The 15,703-nt window shown below is 63.4% G+C and carries 15 protein-coding genes; 6 read left to right on the plus strand and 9 right to left on the minus strand.

Going from position 1 to position 15,703, the window contains the following annotated elements:
- Positions 1-16: 16 nt before the first annotated feature.
- Positions 17-856: a DUF2059 domain-containing protein gene (locus tag NKI85_RS08790; protein ID WP_352776589.1), complete on the minus strand. Its 840-nt coding sequence runs from the start codon at positions 854-856 to the stop codon at positions 17-19.
- A 264-nt stretch (positions 857-1,120) separates the two neighbouring features.
- Here NKI85_RS08790 and NKI85_RS08795 point away from each other — a divergent pair, with 264 nt between their 5' ends.
- Positions 1,121-3,433 (plus strand): glucose/quinate/shikimate family membrane-bound PQQ-dependent dehydrogenase, encoded by a 2,313-nt coding sequence (locus NKI85_RS08795; protein ID WP_352776590.1) that lies wholly within the window; start codon positions 1,121-1,123, stop codon positions 3,431-3,433.
- Between the two features lie 8 nt (positions 3,434-3,441).
- Here NKI85_RS08795 and NKI85_RS08800 read toward each other — a convergent pair whose 3' ends face one another.
- On the minus strand, positions 3,442-3,873 hold the full coding sequence (locus tag NKI85_RS08800) for a hypothetical protein (protein WP_352776591.1): 432 nt from the start codon (positions 3,871-3,873) through the stop codon (positions 3,442-3,444).
- 415 nt (positions 3,874-4,288) lie between these two features.
- Here NKI85_RS08800 and NKI85_RS08805 point away from each other — a divergent pair, with 415 nt between their 5' ends.
- Positions 4,289-5,182, plus strand: coding sequence for a dienelactone hydrolase family protein (locus NKI85_RS08805; protein WP_352776592.1), 894 nt, complete (start codon positions 4,289-4,291; stop codon positions 5,180-5,182).
- Here the strand turns inward: NKI85_RS08805 and NKI85_RS08810 are convergent, their stop codons facing one another.
- The gene (locus tag NKI85_RS08810) at positions 5,183-6,091 is read right to left on the minus strand and encodes an EamA family transporter (RefSeq protein WP_352776593.1); all 909 of its coding nucleotides are present in this window, start codon (positions 6,089-6,091) and stop codon (positions 5,183-5,185) included.
- 90 nt (positions 6,092-6,181) lie between these two features.
- On the opposite strand from NKI85_RS08810, the gene NKI85_RS08815 reads away from it, so the two are divergent.
- Positions 6,182-6,661 carry an Lrp/AsnC family transcriptional regulator gene (locus NKI85_RS08815; protein ID WP_352776661.1) on the plus strand — a complete coding sequence of 160 codons (480 nt, stop codon included), beginning with the start codon at positions 6,182-6,184 and terminating at the stop codon, positions 6,659-6,661.
- Between the two features lie 22 nt (positions 6,662-6,683).
- On the opposite strand, the gene NKI85_RS08820 is transcribed toward NKI85_RS08815, so the two are convergent.
- Both NKI85_RS08820 and NKI85_RS08825 read right to left on the minus strand, forming a co-directional pair.
- Positions 6,684-6,881 carry a hypothetical protein gene (locus tag NKI85_RS08820; RefSeq protein ID WP_023676715.1) on the minus strand — a complete coding sequence of 66 codons (198 nt, stop codon included), beginning with the start codon at positions 6,879-6,881 and terminating at the stop codon, positions 6,684-6,686.
- A 125-nt stretch (positions 6,882-7,006) separates the two neighbouring features.
- A complete protein-coding gene (locus tag NKI85_RS08825; RefSeq protein WP_352776594.1) occupies positions 7,007-7,513 on the minus strand; it encodes a thioesterase family protein in 507 nt (168 codons plus the stop codon).
- A gap of 120 nt (positions 7,514-7,633) precedes the next feature.
- Here NKI85_RS08825 and NKI85_RS08830 point away from each other — a divergent pair, with 120 nt between their 5' ends.
- The 3 genes from NKI85_RS08830 (at position 7,634) to NKI85_RS08840 (ending at position 13,749) form a co-directional block, all read left to right on the plus strand.
- Positions 7,634-9,046, plus strand: a complete 1,413-nt coding sequence (locus NKI85_RS08830; protein WP_352776595.1) for an FAD-binding oxidoreductase — start codon at positions 7,634-7,636, stop codon at positions 9,044-9,046.
- Between the two features lie 88 nt (positions 9,047-9,134).
- On the plus strand, positions 9,135-9,656 hold the full coding sequence (locus NKI85_RS08835) for a hypothetical protein (RefSeq protein ID WP_352776596.1): 522 nt from the start codon (positions 9,135-9,137) through the stop codon (positions 9,654-9,656).
- A 115-nt stretch (positions 9,657-9,771) separates the two neighbouring features.
- A complete protein-coding gene (locus NKI85_RS08840; RefSeq protein WP_352776597.1) occupies positions 9,772-13,749 on the plus strand; it encodes an AsmA family protein in 3,978 nt (1,325 codons plus the stop codon).
- Here NKI85_RS08840 and NKI85_RS08845 read toward each other — a convergent pair.
- From NKI85_RS08845 to NKI85_RS08860, 4 genes are all read right to left on the minus strand, one after another.
- Positions 13,746-13,976, minus strand: a complete 231-nt coding sequence (locus tag NKI85_RS08845; RefSeq protein ID WP_352524365.1) for a ribbon-helix-helix domain-containing protein — start codon at positions 13,974-13,976, stop codon at positions 13,746-13,748. The two genes, NKI85_RS08840 and NKI85_RS08845, sit on opposite strands and share 4 nt — an antisense overlap.
- Before the next feature lie 17 nt (positions 13,977-13,993).
- Entirely contained in the window at positions 13,994-14,239 is a 246-nt protein-coding gene (locus tag NKI85_RS08850; protein ID WP_352524367.1) for a DUF4169 family protein, read from the minus strand.
- Between the two features lie 18 nt (positions 14,240-14,257).
- Positions 14,258-14,794 (minus strand): SspB family protein, encoded by a 537-nt coding sequence (locus NKI85_RS08855; protein ID WP_352466938.1) that lies wholly within the window; start codon positions 14,792-14,794, stop codon positions 14,258-14,260.
- A gap of 117 nt (positions 14,795-14,911) precedes the next feature.
- On the minus strand, positions 14,912-15,601 hold the full coding sequence (locus tag NKI85_RS08860; RefSeq protein WP_352524368.1) for a TetR/AcrR family transcriptional regulator: 690 nt from the start codon (positions 15,599-15,601) through the stop codon (positions 14,912-14,914).
- Between the last annotated feature and the right edge of the window lie 102 nt (positions 15,602-15,703).

A 15,703-nucleotide genomic window follows, 5' to 3' on the forward strand; every position in this document is an offset into this window, starting at 1 on the left:
TGTGATACCCGCCTGCTCAGGCCTTGCGGTAACCAAGCGCGACGAACAATCGGTGTCCGAACGAGCGCGCTTCCACTGCCATCACCGCGCTCAGAGCAGTCAGCATCTGATCGTAGTAGTGGTGTCCGGCGGACGACGCCAGGAATGTCGAATAAAGTTTGAGATCTTCAAGCGGCAGATCCCTGTATGTGTAGGCAGCACTTTCCATGACGTTTTTTTCGATTGTCTGACGAACTTTTGCGTATTGCCGATGCACCAGAGCCATGATCTGGTCATCCGGGAGGGGTTTTCCTGCCGCTCCCAGTACGCCAGAAAACATCGCGTAGCCTATATTCAGCGCCATTGCTTCTCCCGTGTCGACGGCGCTGATGTCATCCATGATCTTCCTGTACAATTCGAGACGGACCGGATCCTTGGATGGAAGCTCGGCGAGGATGCGTTTGCCGTCTGTCCTCTTGCTTTCCTTACCTTCAGAACCAGACGATTGAATTTCCAGAGCGGTCACGCGTTTGCCCAAAGCCGAAGCGTAGAACGTGGCAAGATCGGACAGATCGGCAGCGGCCAGCTTGTCCGCCATCTGCGATTCGACGGCCGTCTCCATTCTGGCGCCGTCAAAGGAGCCTTCCATCGCAGCCGACCAGGCTTCATGGAAATTTTTCGGCAGGGGTTCCGGTATGGACTTTATGCCATTGGCGATATTGGGACCAATGCCCATCAGCATCTCATGAAAACCGTTTGCCCTGTTGATCTCGCCGATCGTCTGTGCCGGCGCGGCCACTGTCGCGGCGACCAAGCCGAGGAGGAGAGCACACACGACAAGCACTGCTCGCGTCGTAGGCACAAGGAATGACGTCACTCTGGTTGCTCCAAGGGTTTCGGTGGCTCAAGGCAGATTGCTGGAAAATCTGGATACCGGCAAGGTGAGATCGCTACTTTAGCGTGTGGCCTCCAATTTGCCATAGCGTTGAAAATCAGCAGCGTCCTCGTTGGTCCGATTATGGATTGCTTCGAGCTCGCTTGACACGCAAGGCGGGCCGGAGAAAGTTGCGCAGGGGCAGGAACGCAATGCGGGGTTGCCCATGGACGCGTCGCGGAGCACACCAGTCGAAGGAGCACCGTCTTGGCTGTCGTTATCACCTCCCTGATCCTTTTCCTCATCGGCCTGGCGCTTGGCGGCGGCGGCATCTGGCTCGTGACGCTGGGCGGCAGCTGGTATTACGTCATCGCCGGTATAGCTTTCCTTGTCGCCGCCTGGCTGCTCTACAGGCGCAGATCCACGGCGCTGTGGCTCTACGCGGCGATCGTGCTCGGCACGCTCGCCTGGGCTGTCTGGGAAACCGGCTTCGACTGGTGGGAGCTAGGCCCGCGCGGCGGCATTATCGTGCTTGTCGCGCTGTGGCTGTTGACGCCATGGGCGCGGCGCGGGCTTACCGGTCCCGACGGACGCGCACCGCTGATCCTCGCGGTGCTGGCATCGCTCGGCGTCGCCGGATATTCGATGACGACCGATCCAAAGGATATTGCCGGCCAAATCAACACCGACAAGGTGACGCCGACGGCCGATCTCGGCGGCAACGTGCCGGCCGGCGAATGGCACTATTACGGTCGCACGCAATATGGCCAGCGCTATTCGCCGCTCGACCAGATCACCCCGGAAAACGTCGCCAATCTGCAGCCGGCCTGGACCTATCAGACCGGCGATGTGAAAGGGCCCGACGACATCGGCGAGACGACCTATCAGGTGACGCCGCTGAAGATTGCCGACACGCTCTACATCTGCACGCCGCATAATTTCGCGATCGCCATCGATGCCGCGAGCGGCAAGGAGAAATGGCGCTTCGATCCACAGGTCAAGCTCAACAAGGACCGCCAGCACCAGACCTGCCGCGGCGTGTCCTATTATGCCGACGCCAAGACCGCCGCCGGTCAGCCCTGCGCCACACGCATCTATCTGCCGACATCCGACGCCCGACTGATCGCGCTCGACGCCGCGAATGGCCAGGTCTGTCCGACATTTGCCGAAGCCGGCACGCTGAACCTGCTCGCCAACATGCCATATCCGAAGCCGGGCTATTATTATTCGACGTCGGCGCCGCTGATCGTCGCCAACAAGATCATCGTCGGCGGCGCGGTTAACGACAATTATTCGACCGAGGAGCCGTCCGGTGTCATTCGTGCCTTCGACGTCGACACAGGCGCTTTGATTTGGAACTGGGATTCCGGCAATCCGGACCAGACGACGCCGCTGCCGCCCGGCCAGACCTATACCCACAACTCGCCCAACATGTGGTCGACGGCGAGCGCCGACGAGAAGCTCGGGCTGCTCTATGTGCCGCTCGGCAACAAGACGCCGGACCAGCTCGGCGCCGGGCGCAGCGCCAATGACGAGAAATTCTCCTCCTCGATCACCGCACTCGACCTCAACACCGGACAATTGCGCTGGGTGCGGCAGACCGTGCATCACGATCTCTGGGACATGGACGTGCCGGCGCAGCCGACGCTGGTCGACGTCACCACGGAAAGTGGCGTGGTGCCGGCGCTGGTCGGGCCGACCAAGCAGGGCGACCTCTATGTGCTCGACCGGCGCAGCGGCGAGCCGATCGTTCCGGTCAAGGAAGTGCCAGCACCTGGCGGCGCGATCGAGGGCGACCATACCTCGCCGACGCAGCCGTCCTCGGACCTGAGCTTCAGTCCGAAGCCGCTGACCGGCGCCGACATGTGGGGCATCACCATGTTCGACCAGCTGGCCTGCCGGATCGAGTTCCTGAAACTGCGCTATGAGGGCCGCTATACCCCGCCATCGCTGCAGGGTTCGCTGATCTATCCCGGCAATTTTGGCACCTTCAACTGGGGCGGCGTGGCAGTCGATCCGGTCCGGCAGGTAATGTTCGGCATGCCGACATATCTGGCGTTCATCTCCAAATTGGTGCCGCGCGCCGACGTGCCGCCGCCGGGCGATACCAAAGGCAGCGAACAAGGCCTGAACCGCAATGACGGTGCGCCTTACGCAGTGATATTGAAGCCGTTCCTGTCGCCGCTCGGCATTCCCTGCCAGGCGCCGCCCTGGGGCTATGTGGCGGGTGCCGATCTCCGGACCGGCAAGATCGTCTACAAGCATCGCAACGGCACCGTCTACGACATGACGCCGCTGCCGCTGCCTTTCAAGGTCGGCGTGCCCGGCATTGGCGGGCCGATGATCACCGCCGGCGGCGTCGCCTTCCTCGGTGCGGCGGTCGACGACTATGTTCGCGCCTATGATTTGACGACCGGCAAGCAGCTCTGGCAGGCGCGGCTGCCGGCCGGTGGACAGTCGACGCCGATGACCTACACGGTGGCCGACGGGCGCCAGTTCGTCGTCATCGTTGCCGGCGGCCACGGCTCGGTCGGCACCAAGCCGGGCGATTATGTGATGGCTTATACGCTGCCGAAGTAGAAGGTCCTTCAGAGCCCGAGATGCCCTTTCAGGTCAGGTACTGATGCAAGTACCTCATTGGTCAGCTGCGGGCCGGCGGCTGCCTCGGCCTGCTGGACCAGCATCGTGCCGGCCTGGCTGATCTGTGCCAGGGTGAGGCCTGACGCCTTGAGTATGGCGACGCCGTTGATCAGCGCGCCGGTTTTTTCGCCGAGAGCGCCGCCGAGCGCGCCCTCCAGCGACGACAGGAGGCCACCGCCGGAAGCCGCGCCGGGAGCCATGACATCATATTGCTTGGCCAGGGCGTCGGCGCCCGGAATCTTGGCGAAGAAGCTGGACAGGGTCGTGCCTTCCGCTTCGTGTTCGAGCACCGAGAAAATCGTGCCGGCGATTTTTTCGGTCAAGGCCTGGTTGAGACCGGCCTTCTGGGAGACGGTGTTGATGATGTCCTGAACGTCCATGATCTTCCTCAGCCTTTGCTGTTTGTGGGGCGGTGCCGGTTGCCGCGGGCCTTGACCATCGATCGTCTAGCGGCGGTGATCCGCAGCGCCAGCAAAGCCATAGCGGCGAGTGCGAACCCACTTGCCAGAAGCGGGGAGGGAAAGGTCATGGGCGTAATTCCTTCGTCGTCAATCAGGCATTCTTTCCTCGCCAAATGGCGCGAGCGAGGCCTAGCCTGGTAAGTTTGTTTTATATGGTGGTGCGTGCATTTAGAATTGCCACAAATGACCGAAATTTAATGACAGCGCCGCGCGGGGCATCACGGCCATCGTGCAGGGACTTATGGCAGCCCTCACTCAGCCGTGACTGGACCGGGCAAGCTTCGGCACTATGTTGCCGCGGGGGGCGATGCCCGATGCACGAGGAGCGCGCGCCATGACAACACCTGCCGGCCCCGCCAAGCCTGCCATCACCCAGGCGATGATCGATGCCTATGACGAATACACGCATCTGACGCTCGACCGGCGGCGCTTCATGGAGCAGTTGACCAGGCTTGCCGGATCGGGTGCGGCAGCGGCCGCGATCGCGCCGCTGCTGACGGCAAATTCGGCCCAGGCGGCAATCGTCGCGGAAGACGATCCGGGCGTGAAAGGCGAGGACATCAGCTATCCGGGCAGCGGCGGCGAGATGAAGGGCTATCTGGTCAAGCCGGCGGATCAGACCGGTAAGCTCGGCACGGTCATCGTCGTGCATGAAAACCGGGGGCTCAACCCGCATATCCGCGATGTGGCGCGGCGCGTTGCGCTGGAAGGCTTCGTGGCGCTTGCGCCGGACTTCATGACGCCGCTCGGCGGCACGCCGGACGATGAAAACAGGGCGCGTGACCTGTTTTCGCAGCTCGATCCAGCACAGGTCGCCGCCAATGCAGTCGCAACGATCGCCTACCTCAAGCGAGACAAGGACGGCAACGGCAAGGTCGGCGCCGTCGGCTTCTGCTGGGGCGGCGGCACGGTAAACATGCTGGCCGTCAACGCACCGGATCTTGCCGCCGCCGTCGCCTATTACGGCATGCAGCCGAAGGCCGAGGACGTGCCGAAGATCAAGGCGCCGCTTATGCTGCACTATGCCGGGCTCGACACCCGCACCAATGCGGGCATCGACGCCTTCAAGAAGGAACTCGACGCGGCTCATGTCGAATATTCAGTCTATGTCTATGAAGGCGCCAACCATGCCTTCAACAATGACACATCGGCGGCCCGCTATGACAAGAAGGCGGCTGACCTCGCCTGGGGGCGGACGATCGCCTTCCTCAAGGAGAAGCTGGCCTGATCAGGCGGGCGCCGGCGCCGGTTTGTGAAAGGCGACGCCGGCCACCACCAAGGCGATGCCGAGACAGTCGGTGAGGCTCGGCACCTGCCGCAGCACAATGACGCCGATCAACGTTGCGGTGACCGGCAGTAATGACAGCATCAGCGCGAAGCTGGAGCGCGGCAGCCGCGACATGGCAAGCTGGTCGCAAATGTAGGGAATGACGGACGAGCAGATGCCGACGCCGACCGCCGCAAGCAGCAGCGGCGGCGCCGAGAACGCCGGCAGTGCATCGCTAAACCCGATCGGCAGAACGATGAAAAGGGCGACCGCCATGGCGGCACCCAGTCCCGCGATGCCATTGCCGGCGCCGGCGCGCGCGACGCGGTGGCCGAGCACGATATAGAAGACGAACAGCGCCCCGTTGAGGAAGGCCCAGAACAGGCCGACAGGATCGCTCGACCATTTGACCTCTATCAACAGCAAGGTTCCGGCGAGCGCGACGGCAAGGGCGGCGAGATTGCGCGGGCTTCTGAGGCCGACAAGCGCGACGCCGATGGTGCCGACGAATTCGATAGCCGCCACCAGCGAGATCGGCAAGCGGTCAAGCGCTAGGTAGAACGAGCAATTCATCACGCCAAGGCAGACGCCGAAGGCCAGAAGCAACAACCGCGTCGAGCGATCAGCGCGGGTGAAGACCGCCCATGGCCGGGTCAGCGGGGCAAAGACAAGCGCGGCGGTGGCGATGCGCAGCCACGCCATGCCGAGCACGCCGACATGCGGGAAAAGCAGCACCGCGAAGGCCGGTCCGAGATAGTGGAACACGGCGCTGACGCCGAACCAGAGATGCGGTGGCATCGAGTTTGCCAAGGTAATGGCGGAGCCGGCGAGGGCAGGATGTGCTGCCGGGGGTTGCGTCCGATCTTGCATGGGATCAGTATCGCAGGCAACTTTTTCGATTTACATGGATGATGGCCGGGCGCTGTGGCTATTTCCTTTCCGAAAGCAAGGAGCATTCCGCTGAAACGCCTTCGAAATGAAAATCCAGATCTGGATACGGCCGACCTGAAAATCCTGCGCGTGCTGGAAAAGGACGCGCGCACCAGCATTGCCGAACTGGCGCGATCGGTCGGCCTGTCGGCGCCGAGCGTCGCCGAGCGCATCAAGCGGCTGCAGGAAAGCGGCGTGATCGAGGCCTATACGGTGCGCATCAATCCGGCCGCGCTCGGCATGAAGCTGTCGGCGTGGCTGCGCATCAGGCCGGTGCCGGGGCAATTGGCTGTCGTGGCCGAGATCATCCGTGAGCTGCCGGAAATCGCCCAATGCGACCGGGTCACCGGAGAAGACTGTTTCATCGCGCTGGCGCATGTCGGCTCGGTGGCCGAACTCGAACGGGTGATCGACCGGATCATTCCCTATGCGATGACCAACACGGCGATCATCCAGTCGTCGCCTGTCGTGGCGCGCTCGCCGCTTGGGGCGGTGAAACGGCTGCCTTGATGTGGAGGGAATGAAGGTCCCGTCAGGCGTGGCCGCGCTTCATCCGCGCCTGTTTCAGGATGGCGCGCCAGCGGATCATGGCGAAAGGGATCGGCTCGTTGTTGTTGGCGATGTGGAAGATCTCGTTGTTGAGGTTCTTCAGCGAGCGCCAGAAATCATAATCGGTAATGCGTGGGTCAGCCGCCAGCCTGTCCGCCTCGACCTTGATGTCGGTTTTCATGCACGTTCCCCGAACCGCTTTCGCCCCGCCGCCCGTATCGCAATTCGATGCGGATGGTTTTCCAACGCCGCGCTGAGTCGTTCAACGCCTCAATTCGGCTTGTTCACGTTAAAACCTTGGTAAGGTTAACGGCGGTCTGACGGCGGTTCAAGCGTCTTGCGACGAATGCCGATCGAACGGCCGGCGCGCTCCGGCATCGGCAGCGCCGCATGGGCGGCGCGCATCGCTTCAACCTTGGCCAGAACGTTGGCGGGGAAGGGCGCCACCTTCGGGCCTGACATGTCGACATGCAGCGACAGCGTTTCGGACGTGGCGGCGAGCCAGCCGTCGAGATGGCGGATTTCCTGATAGGCCCTCAGCCGCTTCTCGTCATGGTCCAGCAGCTGGAAGGAGACCGTGACCTTGTGATCGAGATGCAGCTCCTGGACGTAGCAGACATGGACTTCCGCCGTGTAGATGGTGAGCCGCCGTTCTTTCACATAATCCGGCCCCATCCCCATCATCTCGAAGGCTTCGTCGGAGCAGCGGTCGAACAGCACGTTGTAGTAGGCCATGTTGAGATGGCCGTTGTAGTCGATCCAGGCCTCCTCGATGTCCATGGCGCGAGAGACGAAAGGGGCGGGGATGGGCATACGGGAACTTCCTTGGCGTCATGCTGAAACGAGCGTGGACTGGACAGAGCGTGGTTGGTGAGACTACGCATCCCTAGATGCAGAACAAGGGTGGACGCTGGTCCATTCGCGGAGGAATCGATGGCTTTAGGCGACCTCAACCCGGTCGAGCGCAACGAAGAAGGCATCGCCGCCGTGCTCGGCATCCTCAAGCAGCGGCTCGGCGAGCGATTCCAGACCGGCCAGGCGATCCGCGCCCAGCACGCGCATACCACCACCTACATTCCGACGCAGGCGCCGGACGGCGTCGCCTTTGCCGAGACGACGGAGGAGGTGCAGGAAATCGTGCGCGCGTGCGCGGCACATCGTGTGCCGGTGATCGCCTTTGGCGTCGGTTCCTCGCTGGAAGGCCACACCAATGCGCCGGGCGGCGGCATCTCGCTCGATACCTCACGGATGAACCGCATCATCGCGGTCAATCCGCAGGATCTGGATTGCACCGTCGAGCCCGGCGTGACGCGTGAGGACCTCAACCGGCATCTGCGCGACACCGGCCTGTTCTTTCCAATCGACCCGGGCGCCAACGCTTCGCTCGGCGGCATGGCGGCGACGCGGGCGTCGGGCACTAACGCCGTGCGCTACGGCACGATGCGCGAAAACGTCCTGTCGCTGACCGCAGTGATGGCCGACGGCGAGGCGGTAACGACCGGCAAGCGCGCGAAAAAGAGCTCGGCCGGCTACGATCTGACACGGCTGCTGATCGGCTCGGAAGGCACGCTCGGCATCATTACCCAGCTGACCTTGAAGCTGCAGGGCATTCCGCAGGCGATTTCGGGCGGCGTCTGCCCATTTCCCAGTGTCGAGGCGGCCTGCAATGCGGTGATCGCGACCATCCAGATGGGCATTCCGGTGGCACGCATCGAATTGGTCAACGCGCTGCAGATGCGGGCGATGAAGACCTATTCCAAGCTCGATTATCCGGAGAGCCCGTGCCTGTTCGTCGAGTTCCACGGCAGCGATGCCGGCGTCGCCGAGCAGGCCGAAACCTTCGGCATGATCGCCGAGGAAAATGGCGGCGGTCCGTTCCTGTGGACCAGCGTCGCCGAAGAGCGGACGAAATTGTGGAAGGCCAGGCACGATGCCTACTGGTCGTCGCTGACGCTGCGGCCGGGCGCCAAGGGATTGTCGACCGATGTCTGCGTGCCGATCTCTCGCTTTGCCGAATGTGTCACCGAGACCGAGGCGGACATCGCCGAGATGGGCCTGATCGCGCCGATCGTCGGCCATGCCGGCGACGGCAATTTCCATGTGCTGGTGCTGATGGACGTGGACGATCCGAAGGAGATCGCGCTGGCGGAAAAATTCGTGGCGCGGCTCAACATGCGCGCCATCGCCATGGACGGCACCTGCACCGGCGAGCATGGCATAGGGCAAGGCAAGATCGGCTTCCTGCGGCATGAACTCGGCCATGGCGTCGACATCATGCGCACGATCAAGCAGGCGCTCGACCCGCTGAACATCATGAACCCGGGCAAGATATTGCCGGCCGTATAGTGGAGGAAGATCCAATGGTCCTTGGCTTGACCGCACCACCATTTGGATCAAGACTCCAGGCAGGCGTCACAGACGGAGGAATGGTGTCATGGCGATTTCACGCAAGGAAGAGGCTCGGGCGCTGAGCGCCGACGAACATGCTCTCGTCGAGAAGTCGCACCATCCAGTGGTACAGCATCTTGCCGACGCCGAACTCGCCAGCTTGGTCAAGCTCCTAAGGGAGCGGCGCGACAAGGCCCAGACCGAGGCGCATCGCCGCCGCCGCGAAATGCGCGGCAAAGGTGCGCCAAAGGGCGCCGGCGCCTCGAAGGCCGATGAAGGCTCGCAGTTGAAGCTAGCGGTTCTGGCGATGACCATGCGGCGGCTCAATGGCGAGGCCGAACGCCGCCGCCAGTTGGCGGCGCGTGTTTCGCTGGTCGAGAATGCACGCAAGGCGCTGTCCATGAAGCAAGGCGCTGCGGCGGATGGTCCCGAGTTCAACACGCGCACCGCGCACAAAGGCATGCGCGCGATCGTGAGCCGGCGGCCTGAGAATCTGATCCGGCCGATGGAACTCGGCCGGCAGCGGCAGGCGGCAAAGGTGGCGCAAGCAAAGCGCGACGCGCGCTGAGTTTTCTTGGCTGTCTTCTTTTGCTCTAGAAGCCTGTCTGGCGGGAATTGCCTCTTTATCGACACGCTGATGCGGATAGAGTGCGGCTGACTTTCAATCAACCGCTTCGGAGTTCATGCTCGCACGCCTGTTCGTGATCTTCGGTGGGCTTCTCGTGCTGGTGCTGTGTGCGGCGCTGGTGGTGCCGTACTTTGTCGACTGGACGGGTTACCGTGCCGATTTCGAGCGCGAGGCGAGTGCCGTCCTGGGCCGCAAGGTGACCGTGCAAGGCGATGCAACGGCGAGGCTGTTGCCGTTTCCCTCGCTGACGTTCTCGAACGTCGCCGTTGCCGGTGGCCCCAACGGCCAGCCGGCGATGACCGTCGAAACCTTTTCGATGGATGCCGAACTGGCGCCATTCCTGCGCGGCGAGGTGCTGATCTTCGACATGCGGCTGGTGCGGCCGAAGGCGACGATCGACATCGCCGCCGACGGCACCGTCGATTGGACGATGCGGCCGTCCTCGCCCTTCGATCCCGGCCAGATCTCCATCGAGAAGCTGACGGTGACGGAAGGACAGATCGCGCTCAGCCACGCCGCAGGCGGGCGCAGCCATCTTATTTCCGAGATCAACTCGACGATCTCGGCCAAGTCGCTGGCCGGCCCCTGGCGGCTGGACGGCTCGCTGTTGCTGGACGGGTTGCGGACCACGATCGCCGCTTCCACCGGCAAGGCTGAACCGGACGGGCAAATGCGGCTCAGGCTCAAAGCCGATCCGGATGCCTATCCGCTGGTCATCGAGACCGACGGAAATGTGGGCCTCGTCGAGGGCGCCGCCGTCTATTCGGGTCAGTTCAAGATATCGGGTGCAGACCGGGCTGCGGCGCAGTCGCGCGGCACCGACGGCGAGGCGCTGAAAGTCAGCGCCGGCAAACCGGACCCAGGCTTCAGGCTGAACGGCAAGTTTTCGCTCGACCACCAGAAGCTCGGCGTCGACGAATTCCGCTTCGAGACCGGACCGCTCGACAATCCCTATACCGCCGACGGCAAGGCTGCGGTCGACCTTGGGCTGAAACCGCGCTTTGCGATCGAGGCCAATGGCGCGCAGGTGCAGTTCGACGAGGCCGTGGGGGCGGCGGCCGGTGCCGGACTGACGCTGTCCGAGCGGGTGGCGGCGCTGGAGGAGGCGCTGCTCGATCTGCCGAAACCGACCATACCGGGCACGGTCGAGGTGAAACTGCCGGCGGTGGTGGCAGGCGACACGACGGTTCGCGACGTGCATCTGTCCGCCGAACCGGCCGAGGGCGGCTGGGCGGTGAAATCGCTGGCCGCCACGCTGCCCGGTCGCGCCAAGCTGGAAGCCAATGGCATGGTCAGCGTCGAGGACCATTTTGGTTTCACCGGATCGCTGCTTCTGGCGGTGGCGCAGCCCTCCGGCTTTGCCGCATGGCTGTCGAAGGACGTCGACGAGGCGATCCGCCGTTTGCCAGCCGCCGGCTTCAAGGCCAAGGTCGACTTGAGTGAAAAACACCAGGCCTTCAGCGATCTCGAACTCATCCTCGGCAAGGCGAAGTTCTCCGGCCGCATCGATTCCAGCCAGCCCGACGACACAAGGCCATCGGTGCTGATGCAACTGGAAGGTGGCGAACTCGACGTTGATGGGCTCGCCGCCTTCGCCTCGATCTTCGTCAGCGACAAGGGCGCCAACCGCTTTTCCGACCGCGACCTCGATTTCCAGATCAAGGCCGGGCCGGTCAGCGCCGGCGGGCTGACCGCCGATAGCGTCGACACCGCGCTGAGGTTGCGCGACGGACTGCTTGAGATCGACCGGCTATCGGTCGGCGGGCTTGCCGGCGCCTCGATCAGCGCCACCGGACGGATCAAGGATTTCCCGGCGAGCCCGACCGGCAAGCTCGACGCCTCGGTGGTCGCCGTCGACCTCAAGCCGCTGATCGACGTCGCCGCCCAGCATTATCCGGATAATGCAGTGCTGAAGTGGCTTGCGGAGCGTGCTGCTGCCTATCCCGAGCTGTTCCAGGATGCGCGTATCGACGCGGTCACGAGTGCGGCAGACAATGGCGACGGTACGACGGGACTGGCAATGAGCGCACAGGGCAAGGCCGGTGGTTCGGCCTTTTCGGCGTCGCTATCCGGCAAAGGTGCGCTCGACCGGCCTCTCGAAGCGCCGGTGACGCTGACCTTCAACGCCCGGAACGCCGACGCCACCGCGCTTCTGGCGCTTTACGGGTTGCCGGCGTTGCCACTCGGCATGCTCGGAGAGGCGACCACCGAGGTCTCGGCCAAAGGCACGCTTGGCGGCGGCCTGGCGACACGCTTCAGCCTCGCCGGCAACGACTTCAAGGCTGGTTTCGACGGGACAATTGCCGAGACGCCTCAGGGCGCGGCCGCCAAGGGCAAAGTCAGCGTTGAAGCGGCCGATATCGAACCATGGCTGATGACGACCGGCGTCGGGCTGCCAGGCATGGGGACCGGCATGTCGACGTCACTTGCGGCCGATGCCGACTACGGCAATGGCCTGCTGGTGCTGAGCGGCCTCAGCGGCGCCGTCAACGAGGCGGCGGTTTCCGGTGACGTCAACATCGACGTCAAAGAGGGGCTGCCGCATCTTGCCGGCGCGCTGTCGCTGGACGAACTGGACCTCGATCCGATGGCGGTGATGCTGTTCGGTGACCAGGCCTTCCTTGCAAATGACGGGGCCTGGCCGACGGCACCGTTCAGCCAGAAGTCCAGCCTGCCATTTACCGCCGATCTCGATCTGGCGGCGGCGTCGCTTGCCGCCGGCCCGCTTGCCACCGCCTATGACGCAGCGCTGTCGCTGCAGCTCGACCAGGAAGGCATCCGCGTTTCCGACCTCAAGGCAAAGTTCCTCGGCGGCGCGCTGAGCGGCCTGTTCGAGCTTAAGAACAATGACGGCACCGGGCTTTTCTCCGGCCAGATGAAACTCGCCGGCGCCGATCTGGCAGCCGTGCTGCCGGGAGCTGGCATCAGCGGAAGCGGCGATTTCTCGACGGCGCTTTCGACCAGCGGCAAATCGGTCGACGCGATGGTCGCGGCGCTGTCCGGTTCCGGCACGGCGACGCTGAAGGGCATGACCATTGCCGGCATCAATCCCGATGCCTTTGCCGCCTTCATCGCCAAGGCCGACGCGATAGGGCGCGACATCGACGTGTCAAAGACTGCCGGCTTTGTGCCGCAGATCGCCGCGGCGGGCAGTTTTCCGGCGCAGGACACCGGTATTGCCTTCACGATCGCCGGCGGCACGCTGAGGGCGCCGCCGGTCAAATTCGAAAGCCCGGGCGCGACGCTGTCCGCCGACATCACCGCCGATCTGAGCACCGGCACCGTCGATGCCCAGGGCGAGATCGCCTACAGACCCGGCGACGAGGCGCTGGTCGGCTCCGAACCGATTTTGAATTTCAGCGTCGACGGGCCGTTCGGCGCCACCAAACGGCAGTTCGACAGCGAGCCGCTGGCGCAGTTCCTGACCCAGCGTGCGCTGGAAAAGGAGCAGCAGCGGGTCGAAGCCATGCAAGCCGCACTGCTCGAAAAACAAAGGCTGCGGCGTGAGGTGCGCTACTACGCTGCCTTGCAAACCGAGCGTGAAAGAGCCGCGGAGGAACTGCGCAAGCAGGAGGAAGCGGCGCGGCTGAAGGCTGAGGCCGACGCCAAGGCAAAGGCCGAAGCGGATGCGCAGGCCCAAGCCGAAGCGGAGGCGAGGGCGCAAGCTGAGGCCGAGGCGAAGGCTGAAGCGGACGCCAAGGCACAGGCGGATGCAGAGGCGAAGGCCGAAGCCGAGGCCAGGGCGAAAGCCGCGGCGGATGCAAAGGCCAAAGCGGATGCGGCGCAACAGGCTGCTGAGGAGGCAGCGCAGGCCGAAGAACAGCAACGCCAGAGGGCGGAAGAGGCGTTACGCATCGCCTCGGAAGAAAAGGCAAAGCTCGACGCCGAACGCAAGGCCGCGGCGGAACAAGCGCAGAAAGCGGAACCGGCGCAGCCTCCGGTCAATGACAATCGGCCGCCAGCAGAAGCTGCGCCACCCAAGCTCGATCCCTCATCGATCGATAATTTGCTGAAGTCGCTGGGGGGAGGTTAGAGCGAACCCTTCATGCCGCGCTTGGCCCAGTCCAGCACATAGAGCCTGAGCGCCGAGGAGAGGTTCGCATTGCGCGGGCGGCTCTCGTCGATTTCGGCGACAAGGGCGGCGAGCGTCAATTTTCGCGCGGCCGCGATGGCGACCAGGTCGACGTAAAAAGGCTTTTCGAGCGAGTAGCTGGTGCGGTGGCCGCGAATGGTGACCGAGCGCTTTTCGACCGGGCTCACGCGACCCAACTCATACTTCAAGCATCGGATTCGTCCGAAAACCGCGATGCACTTTTCGGTCCGATGCTCTCGGTGTTCGAATCGCCCGATTTTTCGCGGCGATGGCCGGCGACGAATTTGGCGGCCTTGTCGGCGATCAGGCGGTCGCGATCCCGGCTGATTTTGGAACGGCCATGCAGCGTCCGGTTCTGTTCGGCCAGGCGTTCCTTCTCGGTTCGCGCCTTCTGCTTGCGGGCCTGACGGAGATTGACGATCTCGGCCATGTCACGCCGCCTGTCGGATCACTTCTTGCGGAAGGCGTCGAGCGACACCACGTCGGCCCCCTTGGCGCCGGCGTCGGCCGCAGCGGGCTTCTTTTCCGCCTCAGCGGCTTTCTTCTTCGTCTCGGGCTTTTTCTCGGCGACGATGGCCAGCGGCTCGGGAGCGGGCTTGGCCTTTGTCTCCTGTTCCGCCGGGGTATCCGTCTTCACGTCGAATTCGAGCTCGAAGTTGACGGACGGGTCGTAAAAGCCGCGCACGGCCGAGAACGGGATTTCCAGTTTCTCCGGCACGTCGGAGAACGACAGCCCGACCTCGAAGCCGGTGTCGCTCACCTTCAGGTCCCAATACTGGAACTGGATGACGATGGTCATCTGTTCGGGATAGCGCTCGCGCAACCGCGAAGACACGCGCACGCCCGGCGCGCCGGTGAGAAAGGTGATGAAGAAGTGGTGATTGCCCGGGAGACCGGTGCGCGCGACCTCGGCCAGGACCTTGCGCATGACGCCGCGCAACGCCTCTTGGGCCAGAATGTCGTAGCGGATGTGGTCATCGGCCATGTGGCTGTCGGGTTCCGTTGAATCGTCCTGATAGCTGTAGTCAAGCTTGAGCGCGGCGTAAACCGGATATAGATCGCTGGCGTGCGGAAGCGAAGCCCATTGGCGACGATTTAATCGTCAAGCGCTGGCGAGCGCGGTCTGTTTGCCTGCTCGGGTCACAGGCTGCCGCTTGCCGAAGGCGCGCAGGAAGGTGCGCACGCCATTTGTCGCGGACTGCACCACCTCGTCCTCGGTTGGTGTACTGCCGAGCATGAAGGTCGTCTGCAGCTCCGCGTTGGCAAGAGCCATGAACTGGCGTGCCGCGACATCGGGATCGTCGATCTCAAGGAAACCGGCATGAGCGAGCCGGGCGAAACGGGCGGCGATCGCCGGCCATGTCCTGCCCGGTCCTTCTTCGCGCCATTCGGCGAAAAGTTCGGGATAGCGCTCGCCCTCGGTCTGGATCAGCTTGCGCAGGAATTTACCGTCGCGGTTGCAGATGCAGTTGTGGTTCATCCGGACGGCAAAGGCGATGAGGTCGGCCTCGAGATCCTTCGGCTGATCGGGGAAGGTGGAGATCGTGGCGAAGATGCCGGCATTGCAACGTTCGGTGAGGTCGCGAACGATGGCAACGAAGAGTTTTTCCTTGTCGCCATGATGGTTGTAGATGGTCTGGCGGGAAACGCCGGCCTCGGCGGCAATCATGTCGATATTGGCCCCGGCGAAGCTTTCACGGCAGAAGACCGAAGCGGCTGCGTCGACAATCGACATACGCTTGGCCTCATGGCCGCGTGGCGGGAAAATGTCAGGAGAAACGCTGGCCTTCATACAAAACTATATAGAGGTGGTTGACGAATTAGACAAGCCTGTCTAAATTTGTGGACTAAACACGAAGGGGTTTTCGTTCCGCAGAAGAGTCGGAACCCCACG

It is taken from the genome of Mesorhizobium sp. M0571, from assembly GCF_040320985.1.
In the GTDB taxonomy this organism is placed as follows: Bacteria; Pseudomonadota; Alphaproteobacteria; order Rhizobiales; family Rhizobiaceae; genus Mesorhizobium.

What these genes read in the sequence shown, in the direction of transcription:
- NKI85_RS08820 (WP_023676715.1), bottom strand. Translation starts at nt 6,881, where the DNA reads ATGAAAACCGACATCAAGGTCGAGGCGGACAGGCTGGCGGCTGACCCA.
- NKI85_RS08830 (WP_352776595.1), top strand. Translation starts at nt 7,634, where the DNA reads ATGGCTTTAGGCGACCTCAACCCGGTCGAGCGCAACGAAGAAGGCATC.
- NKI85_RS08805 (WP_352776592.1), top strand. Translation starts at nt 4,289, where the DNA reads ATGACAACACCTGCCGGCCCCGCCAAGCCTGCCATCACCCAGGCGATG.
- NKI85_RS08840 (WP_352776597.1), top strand. Translation starts at nt 9,772, where the DNA reads ATGCTCGCACGCCTGTTCGTGATCTTCGGTGGGCTTCTCGTGCTGGTG.
- NKI85_RS08850 (WP_352524367.1), bottom strand. Translation starts at nt 14,239, where the DNA reads ATGGCCGAGATCGTCAATCTCCGTCAGGCCCGCAAGCAGAAGGCGCGA.
- NKI85_RS08855 (WP_352466938.1), bottom strand. Translation starts at nt 14,794, where the DNA reads ATGGCCGATGACCACATCCGCTACGACATTCTGGCCCAAGAGGCGTTG.
- NKI85_RS08860 (WP_352524368.1), bottom strand. Translation starts at nt 15,601, where the DNA reads ATGAAGGCCAGCGTTTCTCCTGACATTTTCCCGCCACGCGGCCATGAG.
- NKI85_RS08835 (WP_352776596.1), top strand. Translation starts at nt 9,135, where the DNA reads ATGGCGATTTCACGCAAGGAAGAGGCTCGGGCGCTGAGCGCCGACGAA.
- NKI85_RS08810 (WP_352776593.1), bottom strand. Translation starts at nt 6,091, where the DNA reads ATGCAAGATCGGACGCAACCCCCGGCAGCACATCCTGCCCTCGCCGGC.
- NKI85_RS08825 (WP_352776594.1), bottom strand. Translation starts at nt 7,513, where the DNA reads ATGCCCATCCCCGCCCCTTTCGTCTCTCGCGCCATGGACATCGAGGAG.
- NKI85_RS08800 (WP_352776591.1), bottom strand. Translation starts at nt 3,873, where the DNA reads ATGGACGTTCAGGACATCATCAACACCGTCTCCCAGAAGGCCGGTCTC.